Origin of the sequence: Corynebacterium testudinoris, from assembly GCF_001021045.1 — a bacterium.
Classification (GTDB): domain Bacteria; phylum Actinomycetota; class Actinomycetes; order Mycobacteriales; family Mycobacteriaceae; genus Corynebacterium; species Corynebacterium testudinoris.
Genome location: NZ_CP011545.1, coordinates 1,052,222 through 1,067,946 on the forward strand (window position 1 = coordinate 1,052,222; position 15,725 = coordinate 1,067,946).

The window sequence follows — 15,725 nt, forward strand, 5'->3', positions numbered from 1 at the left end:
TCCGCATCAGCTTAATTGCAAACTGGTTCCTCTTCTAGTCTTTTGCCCGCTAGTGGCCGGGGTAAGAATCTGTCGTGGGTGTGCATTACACTTATCCGCCATGACACCAGCTGACCTTTCCTCCCTGATCCGGGAGGTCGCCATCGGCGTGCTCGCCAGCCGCGACCTCGACACCTCTGTTCTGCCCGAGCAGGTGGTGGTGGAGCGTCCGCGCAACCCGGAGCATGGCGATTACGCGACGAACCTCGCGTTGCAGGTGGCAAAAAAGGTCGGGCAGAACCCGCGAGAGCTAGCCACGTGGCTGGCGGAGGCGCTGGCGGAGGATCCCGCGATTGAGGTCGCGGAGATTGCCGGGCCGGGCTTCCTTAACATTCGCCTGGCGGCCGCCGCGCAGGGCGAGGTCGTCGGTCGGATTCTCGCGGAGGGGGAGGCCTTCGGTTCTTCCGACCTGTATGCGGGGGAGAAGATCAACCTGGAGTTCGTCTCCGCCAACCCGACGGGACCGGTCCACCTTGGTAGCACCCGCTGGGCAGCCGTCGGCGATTCCCTGGGGCGTATCTTGACTGCCTCGGGAGCCAACGTCACCCGCGAGTACTACTTCAACGATCACGGCGGGCAGATCGACCGCTTTGCCCGCTCCCTCGTGGCGGCCGCCAAGGGCGAGCCGACCCCGGAGGATGGCTATGGTGGCGCCTATATTGCGGAGATTGCTCGGGCGGTCGTCGATAAGCAGCCGCAGGCCCTGGAAGGGACTGCAGAACAAGTGCAGGAAACCTTCCGCGCGGAGGGCGTGGACATGATGTTCGCGCACATCCGGGAGTCACTGCACGAATTCGGGACTGACTTCGACGTGTTCTTCCACGAGAATTCGCTATTCGAGTCCGGGGCCGTCGACCGGGCGGTGCAAACGCTCAAGGACAACGGCAACCTCTACGAGGCGGATAATGCCTGGTGGCTGCGGTCGACCGACTTCGGTGATGACAAGGACCGCGTGGTCATCAAATCCGACGGCGAGGCCGCGTACATCGCTGGTGACATCGCCTACGTCAAGGACAAGTTCGACCGTGGGCACACCCTGTGCATTTACATGCTCGGCGCGGATCACCACGGCTACATCGCTCGCCTCAAGGCAGCGGCAGCGGCGCTGGGCTATAACGCCGAGCAGGTCGAGGTCATGATCGGGCAGATGGTCAACCTCGTCCGCGATGGCGAAGCCGTGCGCATGTCCAAGCGGGCCGGCACCATCATCACCCTCGATGACCTCGTGGAGGCCATCGGCATCGACGCTGCCCGCTACTCGCTCATTCGCTCCTCGGTCGATTCATCCCTGGACATTGACCTGGCGCTGTGGGCGTCGCAGTCCTCGGACAACCCCGTCTACTACGTCCAGTACGGCCACGCCCGCCTGTGCTCTATCGCCCGCAAGGCCGCCGAGCTGGGCCTGGACTATGACGGCGCCGATTTCTCCCTGCTCACCCATGAGCGCGAAGGCGACCTCATTCGCACCCTCGGTGAGTTCCCCGCCGTGGTGAAGGCGGCCGCTGAACTGCGCGAACCGCACCGCGTTGCCCGCTACGCCGAGGAGCTGGCCGGAGTATTCCACCGCTTCTACGACAACTGCCAGATCCTGCCCAAGGCTGGCGAAGAGACGGAGCCGATCCATTCCGCGCGCCTCGCGCTGGCCGCCGCCACCCGCCAGACCTTGGCTAATGCTCTCGGCCTCGTGGGCGTGAGCGCCCCGGAAAGAATGTAATGGCTGCCGCAGACTTCAACGAGCTCCCCGCGCACGTCTGGCCGCGCAATGCCCGCCGGGAAGAAGACGGCGTGGTCACCATCGCCGGGGTCCCACTGCCGGAAATCGCCGAACAGTACGGCACGCCCGTCTTCGTCGTGGACGAGGATGATTTCCGCTCACGCTGCCAGGACATGGCGCGCGCCTTCGGTGGGCCCCAGCACGTGCACTATGCCTCGAAGGCGTTCCTCACCCGCGCGGTCGCCCGCTGGGTTGATGAGGAGGGCCTCAGTCTCGATGTCGCCTCGCACAATGAGCTGCAGATTGCCCTGCTGGCGGATTTCCCCGCCGAGCGAATCACGGCGCATGGCAATAACAAAGGTTCGGAGTTTCTCCGCGCCTGCGTGGTGGCCGGCGTTGGCCACGTCGTCCTCGATTCGGATGCGGAGTTGCGTGAGCTCAACGCCATCGCAGCCGCGGAGGGCCGGACGCAGCAGGTCATGATCCGCGTCAAGCCCGGCATCGAGGCCCACACCCACGAGGCGATCGCCACCAGCCACGAGGACCAAAAGTTCGGCTTCTCCCTAGCTTCCGGGTCGGCATTCCGCGCGGCTGCGGCAGCCGTGGATGCCAGCAATCTCGACCTCGTTGGTCTGCACTGCCATGTCGGTTCCCAGGTCTTCGACGCCACCGGCTTCACCATGGCCGCCGATCGCGTCCTCGGCCTCTATTCCACCATCCACCGCGAGCTCGGCGTCGAGCTAGCCGAACTCGACCTCGGCGGCGGATACGGCATCGCCTACACCGAAGACGAACAGCCCCTCGACGTCGATGAAGTGGCGCATGACCTGCTCACGGCCGTGGCAAAAACCGCCGCCGAGCTCGGCATCGAGGCGCCGGCCGTCCTCGTCGAGCCCGGCCGCGCCATCGCCGGCCCCGGCACCGTCACCGTCTACGAGGTCGGCACGGTCAAAGATGTCACCATCGATGATGGTGTCACCCGCCGCTACCTGTCCGTCGACGGTGGAATGTCCGACAACATCCGGCCCGCCCTCTATGGTTCGCTTTACGACGCCCGCGTGGTCAACCGTGACACCGAGGCCGAAGGAATTCCCTCCCGCCTCGTCGGCGCCCACTGTGAATCCGGCGACATCCTCGTCCGCGATGCACGCTACCCGTCCGACATCGGGGAAGGCGACCTCATCGCGGTTGCCGCCACCGGCGCTTACGCCTATGCAATGTCGAGCCGCTACAACGCCTTCGGGCGGCCCGCCGTCGTCGCCGTCCGGGCCGGTAAATCACGGCTGATGCTGCGGCGCGAGACCATCGCAGACATTCTTGCGCTGGAACCCTAAGTGGGAAAGTTACTTTTGGCCCCGGTAAGCTCATCCGGGTATCAATCCGCCTAGGACGTCATACGCCACCCCTCAGGAGAACCATGACCGACAACATCCAGCCCACGTTCAACCCAGGCAAGGGAGCCGGCGAGCCGGTCGGCATCGCGATTCTCGGCCACGGCACCGTGGGCACTGAGGTGCTGCGCCTCATGAGTGAGCACTCCGACCCCTTAGCGCACCGCATCGGCGGGCCCCTGGAACTCAAGGGAGTGGCCGTCTCTGACTTGTCCAAGGACCGGGCGGGAGTCGATCCCTCCTTGCTCACTGATGACGCCATGAGTCTGATCAATCGCGACGATGTCGACATCGTCGTCGAGGTCATCGGCGGCATCGATTACCCCCGTGAGCTGGTCCTCGCTGCACTCCAGGCGGGCAAGTCCGTCGTCACCGCGAACAAGGCCCTTGTTGCCGCGCACGCGGATGAACTGGCCGAGGCCGCCGACGCCGCCAACGTCGATCTGTACTTCGAGGCCGCCGTCGCCGCCGCCATCCCCGTCGTGAGCATGCTGCGCCGCTCCCTCGCAGGAGACCAGATCGAGCGGATCTCCGGCATCGTCAACGGCACCACCAACTTCATCCTCGATGCGATGGAATCCACCGGCGCCTCCTACGAAGACGCACTGGCAGAGGCCACCCGCCTGGGTTACGCCGAGGCCGACCCCACCGCCGACGTCGAGGGCCATGACGCCGCCTCCAAGGCCGCGATTCTCGCGTCGCTGGGCTTCCACACCCGAGTTAAATTCACGGATGTCTACTGCGAGGGCATCAGCAAAATCACCGCCGATGACATCGCCGCCGCCCGCAATGCTGGCTTCGTGATCAAGCTGCTCGCCATCTGTGAGCGCATCTCCGATGCCAACGGCCAGGAAGCGGTCTCCGCCCGCGTGCACCCGACCCTCGTTCCCCGCGAGCACCCGCTGGCCAGCGTCAACGAGTCCTACAACGCCATCTTCGTCGAAGCCGAGGCCGCCGGCCGGCTCATGTTCTACGGCAACGGCGCGGGCGGTAACCCGACCGCCTCGGCAGTGTTGGGCGACCTCGTCGGCGCGGCCCGCAACAAGGTCCACGGTGGACGCGCCCCGGGCGAAAACACTTACGCCAACCTGCCCATCGCCGATTTCGGTTCCGTGGAAACCCGCTACCACATCGACATGGAGGTCGAGGACCGGACGGGCGTCCTCGCTGAGGTGTCGGCGACCTTCGCTAGCCGCGGCATTTCCCTCAAGACCGTCCGCCAGGAGGAGTCCGGCGAGCATGCCCGCCTCATCGTGGTGACCCACGGTGCCCTGGAATCTGACCTGGCCGCCACCGTCGAGGAACTCAAGCGCAGCCCCGGCGTCAAGGCCGTCGACAGCGTCATCCGACTCTTCTAGGAGAACATCGTGAGCAGTGAGCTCGAGATCGGCACGAAAGTGACCGTCACCGTTCCCGGATCCTCTGCCAACCTAGGTCCCGGGTTCGACACTCTGGGCCTCGCCTTGGCCATCTTCGACACCGTCGAAGTGGAAGTCATCGCGGCGGGCCTGGAGATCGAGGTCTACGGGGAGGGCGAGGACGATCTTCCTCGCGATGGCTCCCACCTCGTGGTCAAAGCTATCCGCTCCGGCCTCAACGCCGCGGGCGCTGAGGCTCCCGGTTTGCGGGTCGTGTGCACCAACGCCATCCCGCAGTCCCGCGGACTGGGCTCTTCGGCCGCGGCTGCCGTGGCGGGCGTCGTGGCCGCCAACGCGCTCGCGGGCGCTCCGTTGACCACCGACCAGATCGTCCAGCTTTCTTCCGCTTTCGAAGGTCACCCGGATAACGCCGCTGCCTCCGTCCTCGGTTCGGCCGTCGTTTCCTGGACCACCACGCCGGTCGATGGCTCCCAGCCCGGATACCGTGCCGTGAGCATTCCCGTTGATCGCCGCATCAAGGCCACCGCCTTGGTTCCTGATTTCCACGCCTCGACGGTGGCGGTGCGCCGGGTGTTGCCCAGCCACGTCACTCACACCGACGCCCGCTTCAATGTCTCCCGCACGGCCGTGATGACCGTCGCGCTACAGAATCACCCGGAGCTGCTGTGGGAGGGCACACGCGACCGTCTTCACCAGCCCTATCGGGCCGACGTCCTGCCGGTTACCGCGGAGTGGGTGAACCGCCTGCGCAACCGCGGGTATGCCGCGTACCTTTCGGGCGCTGGTCCGACCGTCATGGTGCTGTCCACTGACAGCGTGGACGAGAAGATCCTTGATGATGCCCGCGCCGCTGGCCTCCGCGTTCACGAGCTCGACGTCGCCGGCCCGGTGCAGGTGGAGATCGGCTAGCTAGCCTTCTCGGCGTCGGAGTCTACTTCGACCACGCACGCGCCCTCGCCGGAGAACGGCAGCAGCGTGAGGGATACCCGGCCCGAGGTCGCGGCCATGGTTTCTCCCACCGTCTCTTGGAGGAAGCCTTCGTGCACGGCGCAGATAAACGGGGTGGGGAGGGAATCACCGGTGATGAACGGGCAGGAATGGAGGGCGACCTGGTGACCATCCTCCGGGGACTGCGGGGGAGTGAGAACCGGATCAAAGCCCATATCGCGGAGGCGGACGAGCAGCTGCGGTAGGACGTCGGCGACGGTCTGGGCGGGGACGGCAGATTGAGCCATGCGCCGGGACCATTTGCGCCCGATGTCGTGGGCGAGGGAGAGATTCTCGGGGGTGGCAGAATCCGTGTCGGCGACCATGCTTGCGAGGACTTCCACCAGGGAGACGTACTCGTCGGCGACGGCGCGGTTATCGGGCACCCGGACTTGGAAGATGAAAGACGGTCGGCCGCGCCCCTCGGCGGGGAGGGAGGAAACGCGGACTGCGCCGCGGGCGACCAGTTCGTCGAGGTGCCCACGGGCGGTGTTGACGTGCATGCCGAGGGTGGCTGCCAGCTCGGCCGATCCAGCGCCTTGGGGGAATGCTTGGAGTGCATCGAGGACCTCCCGCTGCTTGAGGCTTAGCTGCAGCGATTCCGAGAAAAGTTCGGTTGCTGGCTGGGGAGCTGGTGCTTTGGCCATGGCGGGAGGTGATCCTCTCCTAGGTTCGGGGATGGATGGTGATGGCGGCGGCCTTGGTAACGCACTCGACGGCGGTACCGTTGCTGAGCCCGAGGTCGAGGACGGATCGCCTGGTCACGGGGATGCTCAGCCGGATATCGCCCACCTTGACGTGCACGGTTGCCCCGGAACGGGCGGTGGAGGCCACGACGGATTCTACGACTCCTGGCCAGACGTTTCGGGCAGATTCTCTCACCGTGGACGGGGATGGGAGACGAAGGGTGGTTGCCTCGGGTGGGAAGGTAGCAACAGCGTTGTCACCGACCAGCGGAAGCTGATCGTCCGGGCCTGAGAACGTGCCAGCGATGTCCCATTGTCCTTGGTTAATTGTGATCGTGTCAACTTCTCTGGACGTGACGGTGCCAACAATTCGGCTCACTCCGGCCAAGGAGGCAACGAACTCATTCGGCGGGTTATCCAGCAGGTCGATGGTCGGCCCAGCGGCGGTGATGCTGCCGCCGGTGAGGACAACGAGGTGTTCCGAGAGTGCCGCCACTTCCAGCGGGTCGTGGGTGACCATCAAGGTCGTGCGGTCCTGGGCGGCGGCGCGCAGGAGACGCCGCCAGTGTTCGGCGGAGGCAACGTCGATGGCGGAGAGTGGCTCGTCGAGGATGAGGACGTCGGGTCGGGCGGCGAGGGCGCGAACGAGGGCCACGTGGGCGGCCTGCCCGCCCGAGAGGGCGGGGACGGCGACGCCTGCGAGGGGGGTGAGCCCGGCAGCGCTGAGAAGTTTGGTGGTGGCGGCCCGATCCCGGGTGACCATCGTGATCGCCTGGGCGACAGTGGAAGCAGGCGGTAAGCCGGGACGCTGGGTGAGCAGGACGACGGAGCCGTCGACGGTGACGGCGCCCCCGGTGAGGCGGCCGGCGATTTTGCCCATGAGGGTCGTTTTGCCGGAACCGTTGGGGCCGACGACCGCGGTGATGCGGTTGGCGGGGAAAGTGATGCCGGCGGCATCGACCGCAACAGCCCGGGCGGCGGGTGGGGCGGTGAGGCTGCGCAGGGCGGGGGTGTCGGGGGCGTCGATAAGCCGGGCCTGCGGGGTGGGGCGACGGCGCAGGATGGAGGGCAGGGCGGCGAGCCCGAGGACCACGACGGCAGAGAAGATGAGGATGGCGCCGAGGACATAGGCCTGGCCGGGGTCTGTTTCGCGCTCAAGGTAGATGCCCAGCGGCATAGTGCGGGTGACCCCGGGCATGGAACCGGCGAAGGTGAGAGTGGTGCCGAATTCGCCGAGGGAGCGGGCGAAGGCGAGCCCCGCGCCGGTGACGATCGCGGGCGCCACCGCCGGGAGGATGACCAGGCGGAGGATCTCCAGCGGTCGCATGCCCACGCCCTGGGCGCTGGCGGTGACCTCGGGGTCAAGCTGGCGGAGGGCCGCGTCGACGGTGACCACGACGAAGGGGAGGGAGATGAAGATGTGGGCGAGGACGACGCCGGGGAAGGCGAAGGCGAACTGGATGCCCAGGGCATCGAGAAGCGGGGCCGTCACCCCGCGCCTGCCGACGGCCGCCGTCAGTGCCAGGCCGCCGACCACCGGGGGCATGGCCAGCGGGAGCATGACCAGCAGCCGCACCAGACGCTGGCCACGCCGCAGGTGACGCAGCCAGGCGGCCAGCGGCACGCCGAGCACGGTGGTGATGAGGGTGGAGCAGATCGCGGAGGCAAACGTGACGGTGAGCAGGCTCGTTGTGTCTGGACTGGCCAGGACCTCCCCGAACCTCGACCACGGGACCCGGATGCCCAGCGCGATGACCGGGCCGAGGATGATGGCCAGCCCGATCGCCCCGAGGACGGCCACCACGATCGGTGGCCGCGGGGTGACGGGGCGGGGGACGGACATCGGTTAAGCGGTGACGGGGGTAAACCCATGCTTCGACCACAGCGGTGCGGCCTCGGGGGAGGTGAGCAGGGCGAGCAACTTCTCGGCTGCTTCCTGGTGCTCCGACGACGTCGTGGTGGCAGCCATCACGGAGTTGCGGTGTGACTCCGAGCCCGGAATCTCGATGACCTCAACGGCGTCGCCCGCCGCCTGGGCGTCGGTGCGATAGACCCAGCCGGCGTCAGCCTCGCCGGAGGTGACCTTGCCCAGCACATCCGCCACGGCGTGCTCCAAAGACACTGGCGTGACCTCGATGTTCTGCTCTTGGATGATCGTCTGGGAGGTTGCACCGCACGGGACGACCGGATCGCACAGCACGACGCTCGCGCCAGCGAGATCAGCAGTGCTGGTGATCCCGGCGGGATTGCCCTGGGGGACGACCATGACCAGGGAGTTCGTGGCTACCTCGACCGGATCGTTGACCAGGTCCTGGCCCACGGCGGAATCCATCGTCGGACGATCGGCGGTGATGAGCAGGTCGCCGGGGGACCCATCGGCCAGTTGCTGCACCAGCGTGGAGGAACCGGCGTTGATAAACGTCAGGTCGAGGTTGGTGAGTTCCTGTAGATCGTCGTTGAGCACGCGCGTGGAGGAGGCACCGAGGACGGTGAGCGCCACGCCAGCGTCACTGCTACTCGGATCGGTCGATGCGGCGGTGTCGCTCGAGCTGGAGGTGCAGCCCGCCAGGAGGGTGACGGCGGCCAAGAAGGCGGCCGCGGTCGCTCCGGCCCTGGAGAACAATCTCATGGAATTACCTTTCGGGTATCTCAATCAATGGTCGTGGAAACTGCGCCGGATTACAACCCGGAATACAACCCCAGAATTACGCCCCGCGGGAGGGTGTCTCATTTCTTTCATCGAGTTGTTCCGTGTGGGAACGGATCGGTTCCCAGGCCACATGCTCCTTGACCGGACCGGTGCGGGTGTCGCGGGAACGATAGACCACGTAGGGGCGGGTGGTGTAGCCCACCGGGGCGGAGAAGGCGTGGACGAGGCGGGTGAAGGGCCAGACTGCGAGCAGGGTGAAGCCGGCGATGATGTGGAGCTTGAACTGCCACGGCACGTCGGTCATGAGCTCGGGCTGGGCGTTGAAGACCAGCAGTTGGCGCAGCCAGGGGGAGATGGTTTCGCGGTAGTCGTAGCCGTGCGCGTCGCCGAACAGCTGGAGGCTGACGGTGGCGAAGAATCCGGTGAGGATGGCGCCACCCAGCAGGACGTACATCACCTTGTCGGATTTAGAGGTGGAGAGGAAGACCGAGCGATTGACGATGCGCCGGTAGAGCAGTCCTGCCAGGCCCAGGATGGCGGCGATGCCTGCGAGCGTGCCGGGGTAGGTGGCGATGACGTGATAGGCAGCGTCGCTGATGCCGATGGCTTGGGTCCAGGATTTCGGGAATGCCAGGCCCATGAGGTGGCCGAGGATGACAAAGACCATGCCCCAGTGGAACAGGGGGGAGGACAGTCGCAGGAGTTTTGATTCGTAGATTTGGGTGGAGTGGGTCGTCCAGCCGAACTGGTCGGTGCGCCAGCGCCAGATGATGCCGATGACGAACGCGGCGATAGCCAGCCAGGGAAAGGCGACCCACAAGAATTCGTTGTAGTTGGCCATGATGGTGTCCTAACTCGATTCCAGGTGGGCGGTGGGGAAGGGCAGGGGTGTGCCGATGCCGACGAGTTCCGCCGGGGGGCCGGAGCGGATCAGGTCGAGGTAGTTGTGGGCGGTGTCGGCGTCGATCTGTGGCAGCGACATGGCGACGGCGATGATGAGGTGCGCGAAGGGCGAATTCTGCTGTTGCAGGGCGGAGCGGAGGACTTCGAGTCCGTCGCGGTGGGCGGCGAGCATCTCTACGGTCTGGGCGTGCTGTTCACCGTCGCTGCGCGCGACGGCTTCGAGGACGACACACAGGTGGTCGGGGAGTTCCTCGCGTTGCTCTTCAAAGCCGAGCTGTTCCAGAGCTTGGCGGAAGGCGAGGATGGCGGTGCCGCGTTGGCGGGTATCGCCGACGGAGTAATACGAGAGGTAGAGAGAGCAGCGTCGCCGTTGGTCGAAGGTCTCCACGTAGTGCTCTTCCAGGCCACGGCGCCCCAAAGTTCGCGCGGCGTCGGTGAACGCGGCCACCTCCGCCGCTATCGCTGGCGGCAGGGTGTCAATGTGCTTATCGACGGCCGCGATCTTCGCCTCAAAGTCATCGTCCGGGTAGTCCAGGAGAAAGGACGCGGCGATGGCGACTGTCCGGCGTTGGTCATCGGTGACCTTGACCGGGGTGGTCAGTATGTCGGGGATGATCCCGACCGGGGTGCGGGCCATGTCAGGGCTCCTCGTGGCGGGGTGGGAACATCCCGGAGGGGCGATCTCCCGTCCAGCTCAGCAGGGACACCTTCCCGCTCGGCTCCGCGGCGTGCGTGGTGCAGGCCTCCGGGGCGCCCATGCCGAGGTCCGGGAATTGCAGCGTCGGGTCCGAAGGATCGACGTCCCCGAATGGGTCGAGGGAGGTGATGCCGCGGGCGGATTCTGGCGACGCGGTGGGGATGACGTAGCGATCGTCGTATTTGGCGATGCCCAGGAGGCGATACATCTTCTGCACGGCCTTGCCCGTCATCCCGACAGCTGCGGCGATCTCCTCCCGTGGTTCATTGCCCAGGTTGATGTCACGCATGTAGGAACGCATGGCCACGAGCCGGCGCAGGGACCGTTCGACGGGTGCGGTATCGCCCGCCGTGAACAATCCGGCGAGGTAGTCGAGTGGAATGCGCATCGTCGATAGGGCGGTGAACAGCACTTTGTGGTCTTCGCCATCGTTGCCGGAGGCGGTGACGGCGTCGACGACCGGGGACAGCGGCGGGATGTACCAAACCATCGGCAGGGTGCGGTATTCCGGATGCAGTGGCAGAGCGACCTCGTAGGTGAAGATGAGATCCCAGATGGGGGACTGCTGCGCGGCGTCGATCCAGGAATGCGGGATACCCGCTTCCTGGGCGGCGGCCACGACGCGGGGATCGTGCGGGTCGAGGAGGATGTCCTTCTGTGCCTCGTACAGATCCTGCGGGTTCTCGGTGGCGGCAGCCTCGGCGACCCGGTCGGCGTCGTAAAGCAACACGCCGAGGTAGCGCAGGCGGCCGACGCACGTCTCGGAGCAGACCGTGGGCTGGCCGACCTCAATGCGCGGGTAACACAACGTACATTTTTCGGCCTTGCCGGTCTTGTGGTTGAAGTAGACCTTCTTGTACGGGCACCCGGATACGCACATGCGCCAGCCACGGCACTGATCCTGGTCGACAAGCACGATGCCGTCCTCGGTGCGCTTGTACATCGCACCGGAGGGGCAGGAGGACACGCAGGTCGGGTTGAGGCAATGCTCGCAAATGCGCGGCAGGTAGAACATGAAGGAGTCTTCGATTTCCTTCTGCACCGTGAGGTTCATCTGGTGCAGAACCGGATCCTCATCCATCGTGGCCGAGGAGCCGCCGAGGTTGTCGTCCCAGTTCGATGACCACGAAATCGTGTCGATGTTCCTGCCGTCGAGTTGGGAAACCGGGCGTGCCGTGGGCTGGGTGTTCTGGTTGCTCGGCGCCTGCAGCAGCTTGTCGTACTCGTAGGTCCAGGGCTCGTAGTAGTCCTGGATGGTCGGCAGCTTCGGGTTGTGGAAGATGTTAAACAGCTTGGACAGGCGCCCACCGGCGCGCGGCTTGAGCTTGCCCGAGGACGTGCGGGTCCATCCGCCCTCCCATTTATCCTGGTCTTCCCAGCCGCGCGGGTAGCCTACACCGGGTCGGGTTTCGACGTTGTTGAACCAGATGTACTCGGTGCCTTCACGGTTGGTCCACGCCTGCTTACAGGTGACGGAACAGGTGTGGCAGCCGATGCACTTGTCCAGGTTCATGACCATGGCGATTTGAGCCATAACCTTCATTAGAACTGCACCTCCTGGGAGCGGCGACGGATGCGGGTGACCTCGTCGCGGTTGTTGCCGGTGGGGCCGATGTAGTTAAAGCCGTAGGTCAGGTGGCCGTAGCCGCCCGCCACGTGGATCGGCTTGATCATGATGCGGGTCAGGGAGTTGTGGGTTCCGCCGCGGCGGCCCGTGTTCTCATTGAGCGGGGTGCCAACGGTGCGCTCCTGGGCGTGGTTCATAATCGCCGTGCCCTCCGGGATGCGGTGGGTGACAATGGCGCGGGCGGAGACGATGCCGTTGCGGTTGTAGACCTCGATCCACTCGTTGTCCGCGACGCCGATCTTTGCGGCGTCCTTGTCTGACATCCACACCACTTGGCCGCCCCGCGAGATGGAGAGCACGTGGAGGTTGTCAAAGTACTGCGAGTGAATGGACCACTTGTTGTGCGGGGTGAGGTAGCGGACGGTGACTTCCGGGTTACCGTCCTCGCCCTTGACCAGCTGGCCGGGGTTCGTCTCCCCGTTGAGGTGCAGGCGATCCAACGGTGGGCGATACACCGGCAGGGCCTCGCCGTAGTCGAGGAACCAATCGTGGTCCAGGTAGTAATGCATGCGACCAGACAGGGTGTGGAAGGGCTTGTCGTATTCGATGTTGATGGAAAAGGCGGTGTAGCGTCGCCCGTCCTTCTTGGAACCGGTCCACTCCGGTGAGGTAATGACCTCGGTGGGGCGTTCCTTGATCTGGTCCCACCCGATGTGGGTGCTCTCGTTTCCGGCGTAGAGGTCGGACATGTCGGCGCCGACGCGCTTGCCCTGGTTGGTAAATCCCTCCTTGGCTACCTCGCCGTTGGATACGCCAGACAGGTGCAAGATCATCTCGATGGCCTTGATATCGGTGTCGAGGTCCGGCAGATTACCAATGGAAGTCTCGCTGGTGCCGTTGATCAGCCCCAACTCCTTCACCTGCTGGGAGACGTTGTAGGCCGTGCCGTGCACACCGGTGCCAAGCGTGCCGGTCAGCGGACCCAGGTGCGTCCACTTCTCGTAGATCTTGGTGTAGTCACGTTCGATGGGAACGAGTTTGGCCATCGTCGTGCCGGGCACGAGGCCGGATTCCGCGAGATCAGGGACGATGCCGTTCGGCATGTTCAACTCGTCGGGCGAGTCATGTCCCAGCGGAGCAGTGATGATGTCGGTCTGGGTGCCCAGCCACTTCACTGCCTGCTCGGCGACGGACTTGGACAGGTCACGGAAGACCTCAAAATCGGTGCGCGTTTCCCACGGCGGGTTGATGGCCGCGTTGAAGGAGTGAATGAACGGGTGCATGTCCGTGGTGGACAGATCGTGCTTCTCGTACCACGTGGCGGCCGGGAGGACGATGTCGGAGACCAGCGTCGTCGACGTGTTGCGGAAGTCCGTCGTGAGCATCAAATCGAGCTTGCCCTCGGGGGCCTTCTCCCGCCAGGTGATCGTTTCGGGGCGCTCATCCGCGGTGAGTTCGGTGGCCGTGGCATCAGAATCAACGCCGAGCATGTGGCGCAGGAAGAACTCGGTGCCCTTGGCGGAGGAACCCATGAGGTTGGTGCGCCAGTTGAGCAAGATGCGCGGCCAGTTCTCTGGGGCATCCGGGTCCTCGCAGGCGAACTGCATCTCACCGGATTCCAGCTGGTCGACGATGTAATCCTTGACATCCATGCCGGCTGCGGCTGCCTCGTCGGCCAGGAGGAGGGGGTTGCGGTTGAACTGCGGGTAGGAAGGCATCCAACCGCGCTTCATCGATTCGATGAGGGTGTCCGACAAGGACTTTGTTCCCACGACACCCCGGTTCGCCAACGGCGAGGCGAGGCGGGAAGCCTTGGAGTTGTCGTAGCGCCACTGATCGGTGGTGAGGTAGTAGAAGCCGGTGGTGATCATCTGGCGCGCCGGGCGCTGCCAGTCCAGCGCGAAGGCGTATTGCGACCAGCCGTTCATCGGCCGGAGTTTTTCCTGGCCGACGTAGTGCGCCCAACCGCCACCGTTGACGCCCTGGGTGCCACACATGGAGGTCAGGGCCAGGAAGGTGCGGTAGATGCTGTCGGCGTGGAAGTAGTGGTTGACGCCCGCGCCCATGATGATCTGCGAGCGTCCCTTGGAGTCCACCGCGTTCTGCGCGAATTCGCGGCCAATGCGGATGGCGGCGTTGGCGGGCACGCCCGTGAGTTCCTCTTGCCAGGCGGGGGTGCCCGGCGAGGTGGCGTCGTGGAAGTCAGTGGGCCACTGGCCGGGGAGATCGAGGTCGGGGCGGGGCACGCCGTAGTGGGCGAGCATGACGTCGAAGACGGTGGTGACCTTGTGTCCGTCGACGACCCGGTAGGGGACGCCGCGGGTGATAATGCCGGCGCCGATGGGCCCGGTGCCGTTGACATCGTCGGGGTCGGCGTCGAGGTCGAAGCGGGGCAGGAGGATCTCGGTGGTGCAGAAGTCCTCAGTATCGGCGATGGATAGCACGGTGTCCACGCCGTCTTGGCGGAGGTTCCACTTGCCGGTGCCGTCGTCGCCGTAGCGATCGGCCAGGGTTCCGCCCGGATCGACGATGGCGCCATCGGCCTGCATCATGAGCAGTCGGTGGGAGGCGTTGGGTGTGGAGCGGAGCTCGGCGTGGGAATCATCGAGCAGCGAGGCGGTGAGGAACTTGCCCGGGGTCAGTGAGCCATCCTCGCGCTCGTCGAGGGAGATGAGGAAGGGCGAGTCGGTGTATTTGCGCATGTAGTCGAGGAAGAAGGGGGTCTTCTTCGCCACGTGGAACTCCGAGAGGATGACGTGTCCCATGGCGAAAGCCAGGGCGGCGTCGGTACCCGGATCGATGCGCAGCCATTCATCGGCAAACTTGGTGTTGTCGGCGAAGTCGGGCGAGACGACAACAACTTTGGTGCCGTTGTAGCGGGTTTCCACCATGAAGTGGGAATCCGGGGTGCGGGTGACGGGGATGTTGGAGCCCCACATCATGAGGTAGGAGGAGTTGTACCAGTCGCCCGATTCCGGGACGTCGGTCTGGTCACCGAAGGTCTGCGGGGAGGCGGGTGGCAGGTCGGCGTACCAGTCGTAGAAGGAGAGGGCGACACCGCCGATCATCTGCAGGAAGCGGGTACCGGCGCCGTAAGAGACCTGTGACATCGCGGGGATGACGGTGAAGCCGGCCACTCGGTCCGGGCCGTACTGGCGGATGGTGTAAGTGTGGGCGGCTGCCGCGATCTCGATGGCCTCTTCGTAGGAGATGCGGATGAGGCCGCCCTTGCCGCGCTGGGAGACGTAGGCGTGGCGTTTCTCGGGCGTTTCCACGATCTCGCGCCAGGCCAGCACCGGATCGCCGAGGCGGGCTTTGGCCTCGCGGTACATGTCCACGAGGACGCCGCGGGCGTAGGGGAAGCGGATGCGGGTGGGGGAGTAGGTGTACCAGGAGAAGGAGGCGCCGCGGGGGCAGCCGCGGGGCTCATAGTCCGGCATGTCCGGGCTCGTGGTGGGGTAGTCCACGGCCTGGGATTCCCAGGTGATCACGCCGTCTTTGACGTAGACCTTCCAGGAGCAGGAGCCGGTGCAGTTGACGCCGTGGGTGGAGCGGACCATCTTGTCGAAGGACCAGCGGTTGCGGTAGAAGATGTCGGCTTGGCGGCCACCCTTGAGGAAGAGCTGCTGGCCGCTGTCGGAGACTTGGCCTTTGCGCAGGTAGCTGCCGAACTTAAACAGCGGGTTGGCGGTGGTAGTCATGGGATGGGTAG

11 protein-coding genes are annotated in these 15,725 nt (G+C 65.3%); 4 read left to right on the forward strand and 7 right to left on the reverse strand.

The features are described 5' to 3' along the window. Nucleotides 1-100: 100 nt before the first annotated feature. The 4 genes from argS (at nt 101) to thrB (ending at nt 5,432) form a co-directional block, all read left to right on the forward strand. Nucleotides 101-1,753 carry an arginine--tRNA ligase gene (gene argS, locus CTEST_RS05135; protein ID WP_047252832.1) on the forward strand — a complete coding sequence of 551 codons (1,653 nt, stop codon included), beginning with the start codon at nt 101-103 and terminating at the stop codon, nt 1,751-1,753. Then, nucleotides 1,753-3,087: a diaminopimelate decarboxylase gene (lysA, locus tag CTEST_RS05140; protein WP_047252833.1), complete on the forward strand. Its 1,335-nt coding sequence runs from the start codon at nt 1,753-1,755 to the stop codon at nt 3,085-3,087. Before argS ends, lysA begins: the two co-directional genes overlap by 1 nt. 83 nt (nt 3,088-3,170) lie before the next feature. Then, nucleotides 3,171-4,502 carry a homoserine dehydrogenase gene (locus tag CTEST_RS05145; RefSeq protein ID WP_047252834.1) on the forward strand — a complete coding sequence of 444 codons (1,332 nt, stop codon included), beginning with the start codon at nt 3,171-3,173 and terminating at the stop codon, nt 4,500-4,502. 9 nt (nt 4,503-4,511) lie between these two features. Beyond that, nucleotides 4,512-5,432, forward strand: coding sequence for a homoserine kinase (thrB, locus tag CTEST_RS05150; protein ID WP_047252835.1), 921 nt, complete (start codon nt 4,512-4,514; stop codon nt 5,430-5,432). Here thrB and CTEST_RS05155 read toward each other — a convergent pair. The 7 genes from CTEST_RS05155 to CTEST_RS05185 form a co-directional block, all read right to left on the reverse strand. Then, nucleotides 5,429-6,157 (reverse strand): helix-turn-helix transcriptional regulator, encoded by a 729-nt coding sequence (locus CTEST_RS05155; RefSeq protein ID WP_047252836.1) that lies wholly within the window; start codon nt 6,155-6,157, stop codon nt 5,429-5,431. The genes thrB and CTEST_RS05155 overlap by 4 nt on opposite strands. A 19-nt stretch (nt 6,158-6,176) precedes the next feature. Continuing rightward, nucleotides 6,177-8,039, reverse strand: a complete 1,863-nt coding sequence (locus CTEST_RS05160) for an ATP-binding cassette domain-containing protein (RefSeq protein ID WP_047252837.1) — start codon at nt 8,037-8,039, stop codon at nt 6,177-6,179. A 3-nt stretch (nt 8,040-8,042) separates the two neighbouring features. After that, nucleotides 8,043-8,825: a molybdate ABC transporter substrate-binding protein gene (modA, locus tag CTEST_RS05165; protein ID WP_047252838.1), complete on the reverse strand. Its 783-nt coding sequence runs from the start codon at nt 8,823-8,825 to the stop codon at nt 8,043-8,045. 76 nt (nt 8,826-8,901) lie between these two features. After that, entirely contained in the window at nt 8,902-9,687 is a 786-nt protein-coding gene (gene narI, locus CTEST_RS05170; protein ID WP_047252839.1) for a respiratory nitrate reductase subunit gamma, read from the reverse strand. Between the two features lie 9 nt (nt 9,688-9,696). Further along, the gene (narJ, locus tag CTEST_RS05175; RefSeq protein ID WP_047252840.1) at nt 9,697-10,386 is read right to left on the reverse strand and encodes a nitrate reductase molybdenum cofactor assembly chaperone; all 690 of its coding nucleotides are present in this window, start codon (nt 10,384-10,386) and stop codon (nt 9,697-9,699) included. Nucleotide 10,387: 1 nt separating this feature from the next. After that, nucleotides 10,388-11,989 carry a nitrate reductase subunit beta gene (gene narH / locus CTEST_RS05180; RefSeq protein ID WP_047252841.1) on the reverse strand — a complete coding sequence of 534 codons (1,602 nt, stop codon included), beginning with the start codon at nt 11,987-11,989 and terminating at the stop codon, nt 10,388-10,390. Then, nucleotides 11,989-15,714, reverse strand: a complete 3,726-nt coding sequence (locus tag CTEST_RS05185; protein ID WP_047252842.1) for a nitrate reductase subunit alpha — start codon at nt 15,712-15,714, stop codon at nt 11,989-11,991. Before CTEST_RS05185 ends, narH begins: the two co-directional genes overlap by 1 nt. Nucleotides 15,715-15,725: the final 11 nt, after the last annotated feature.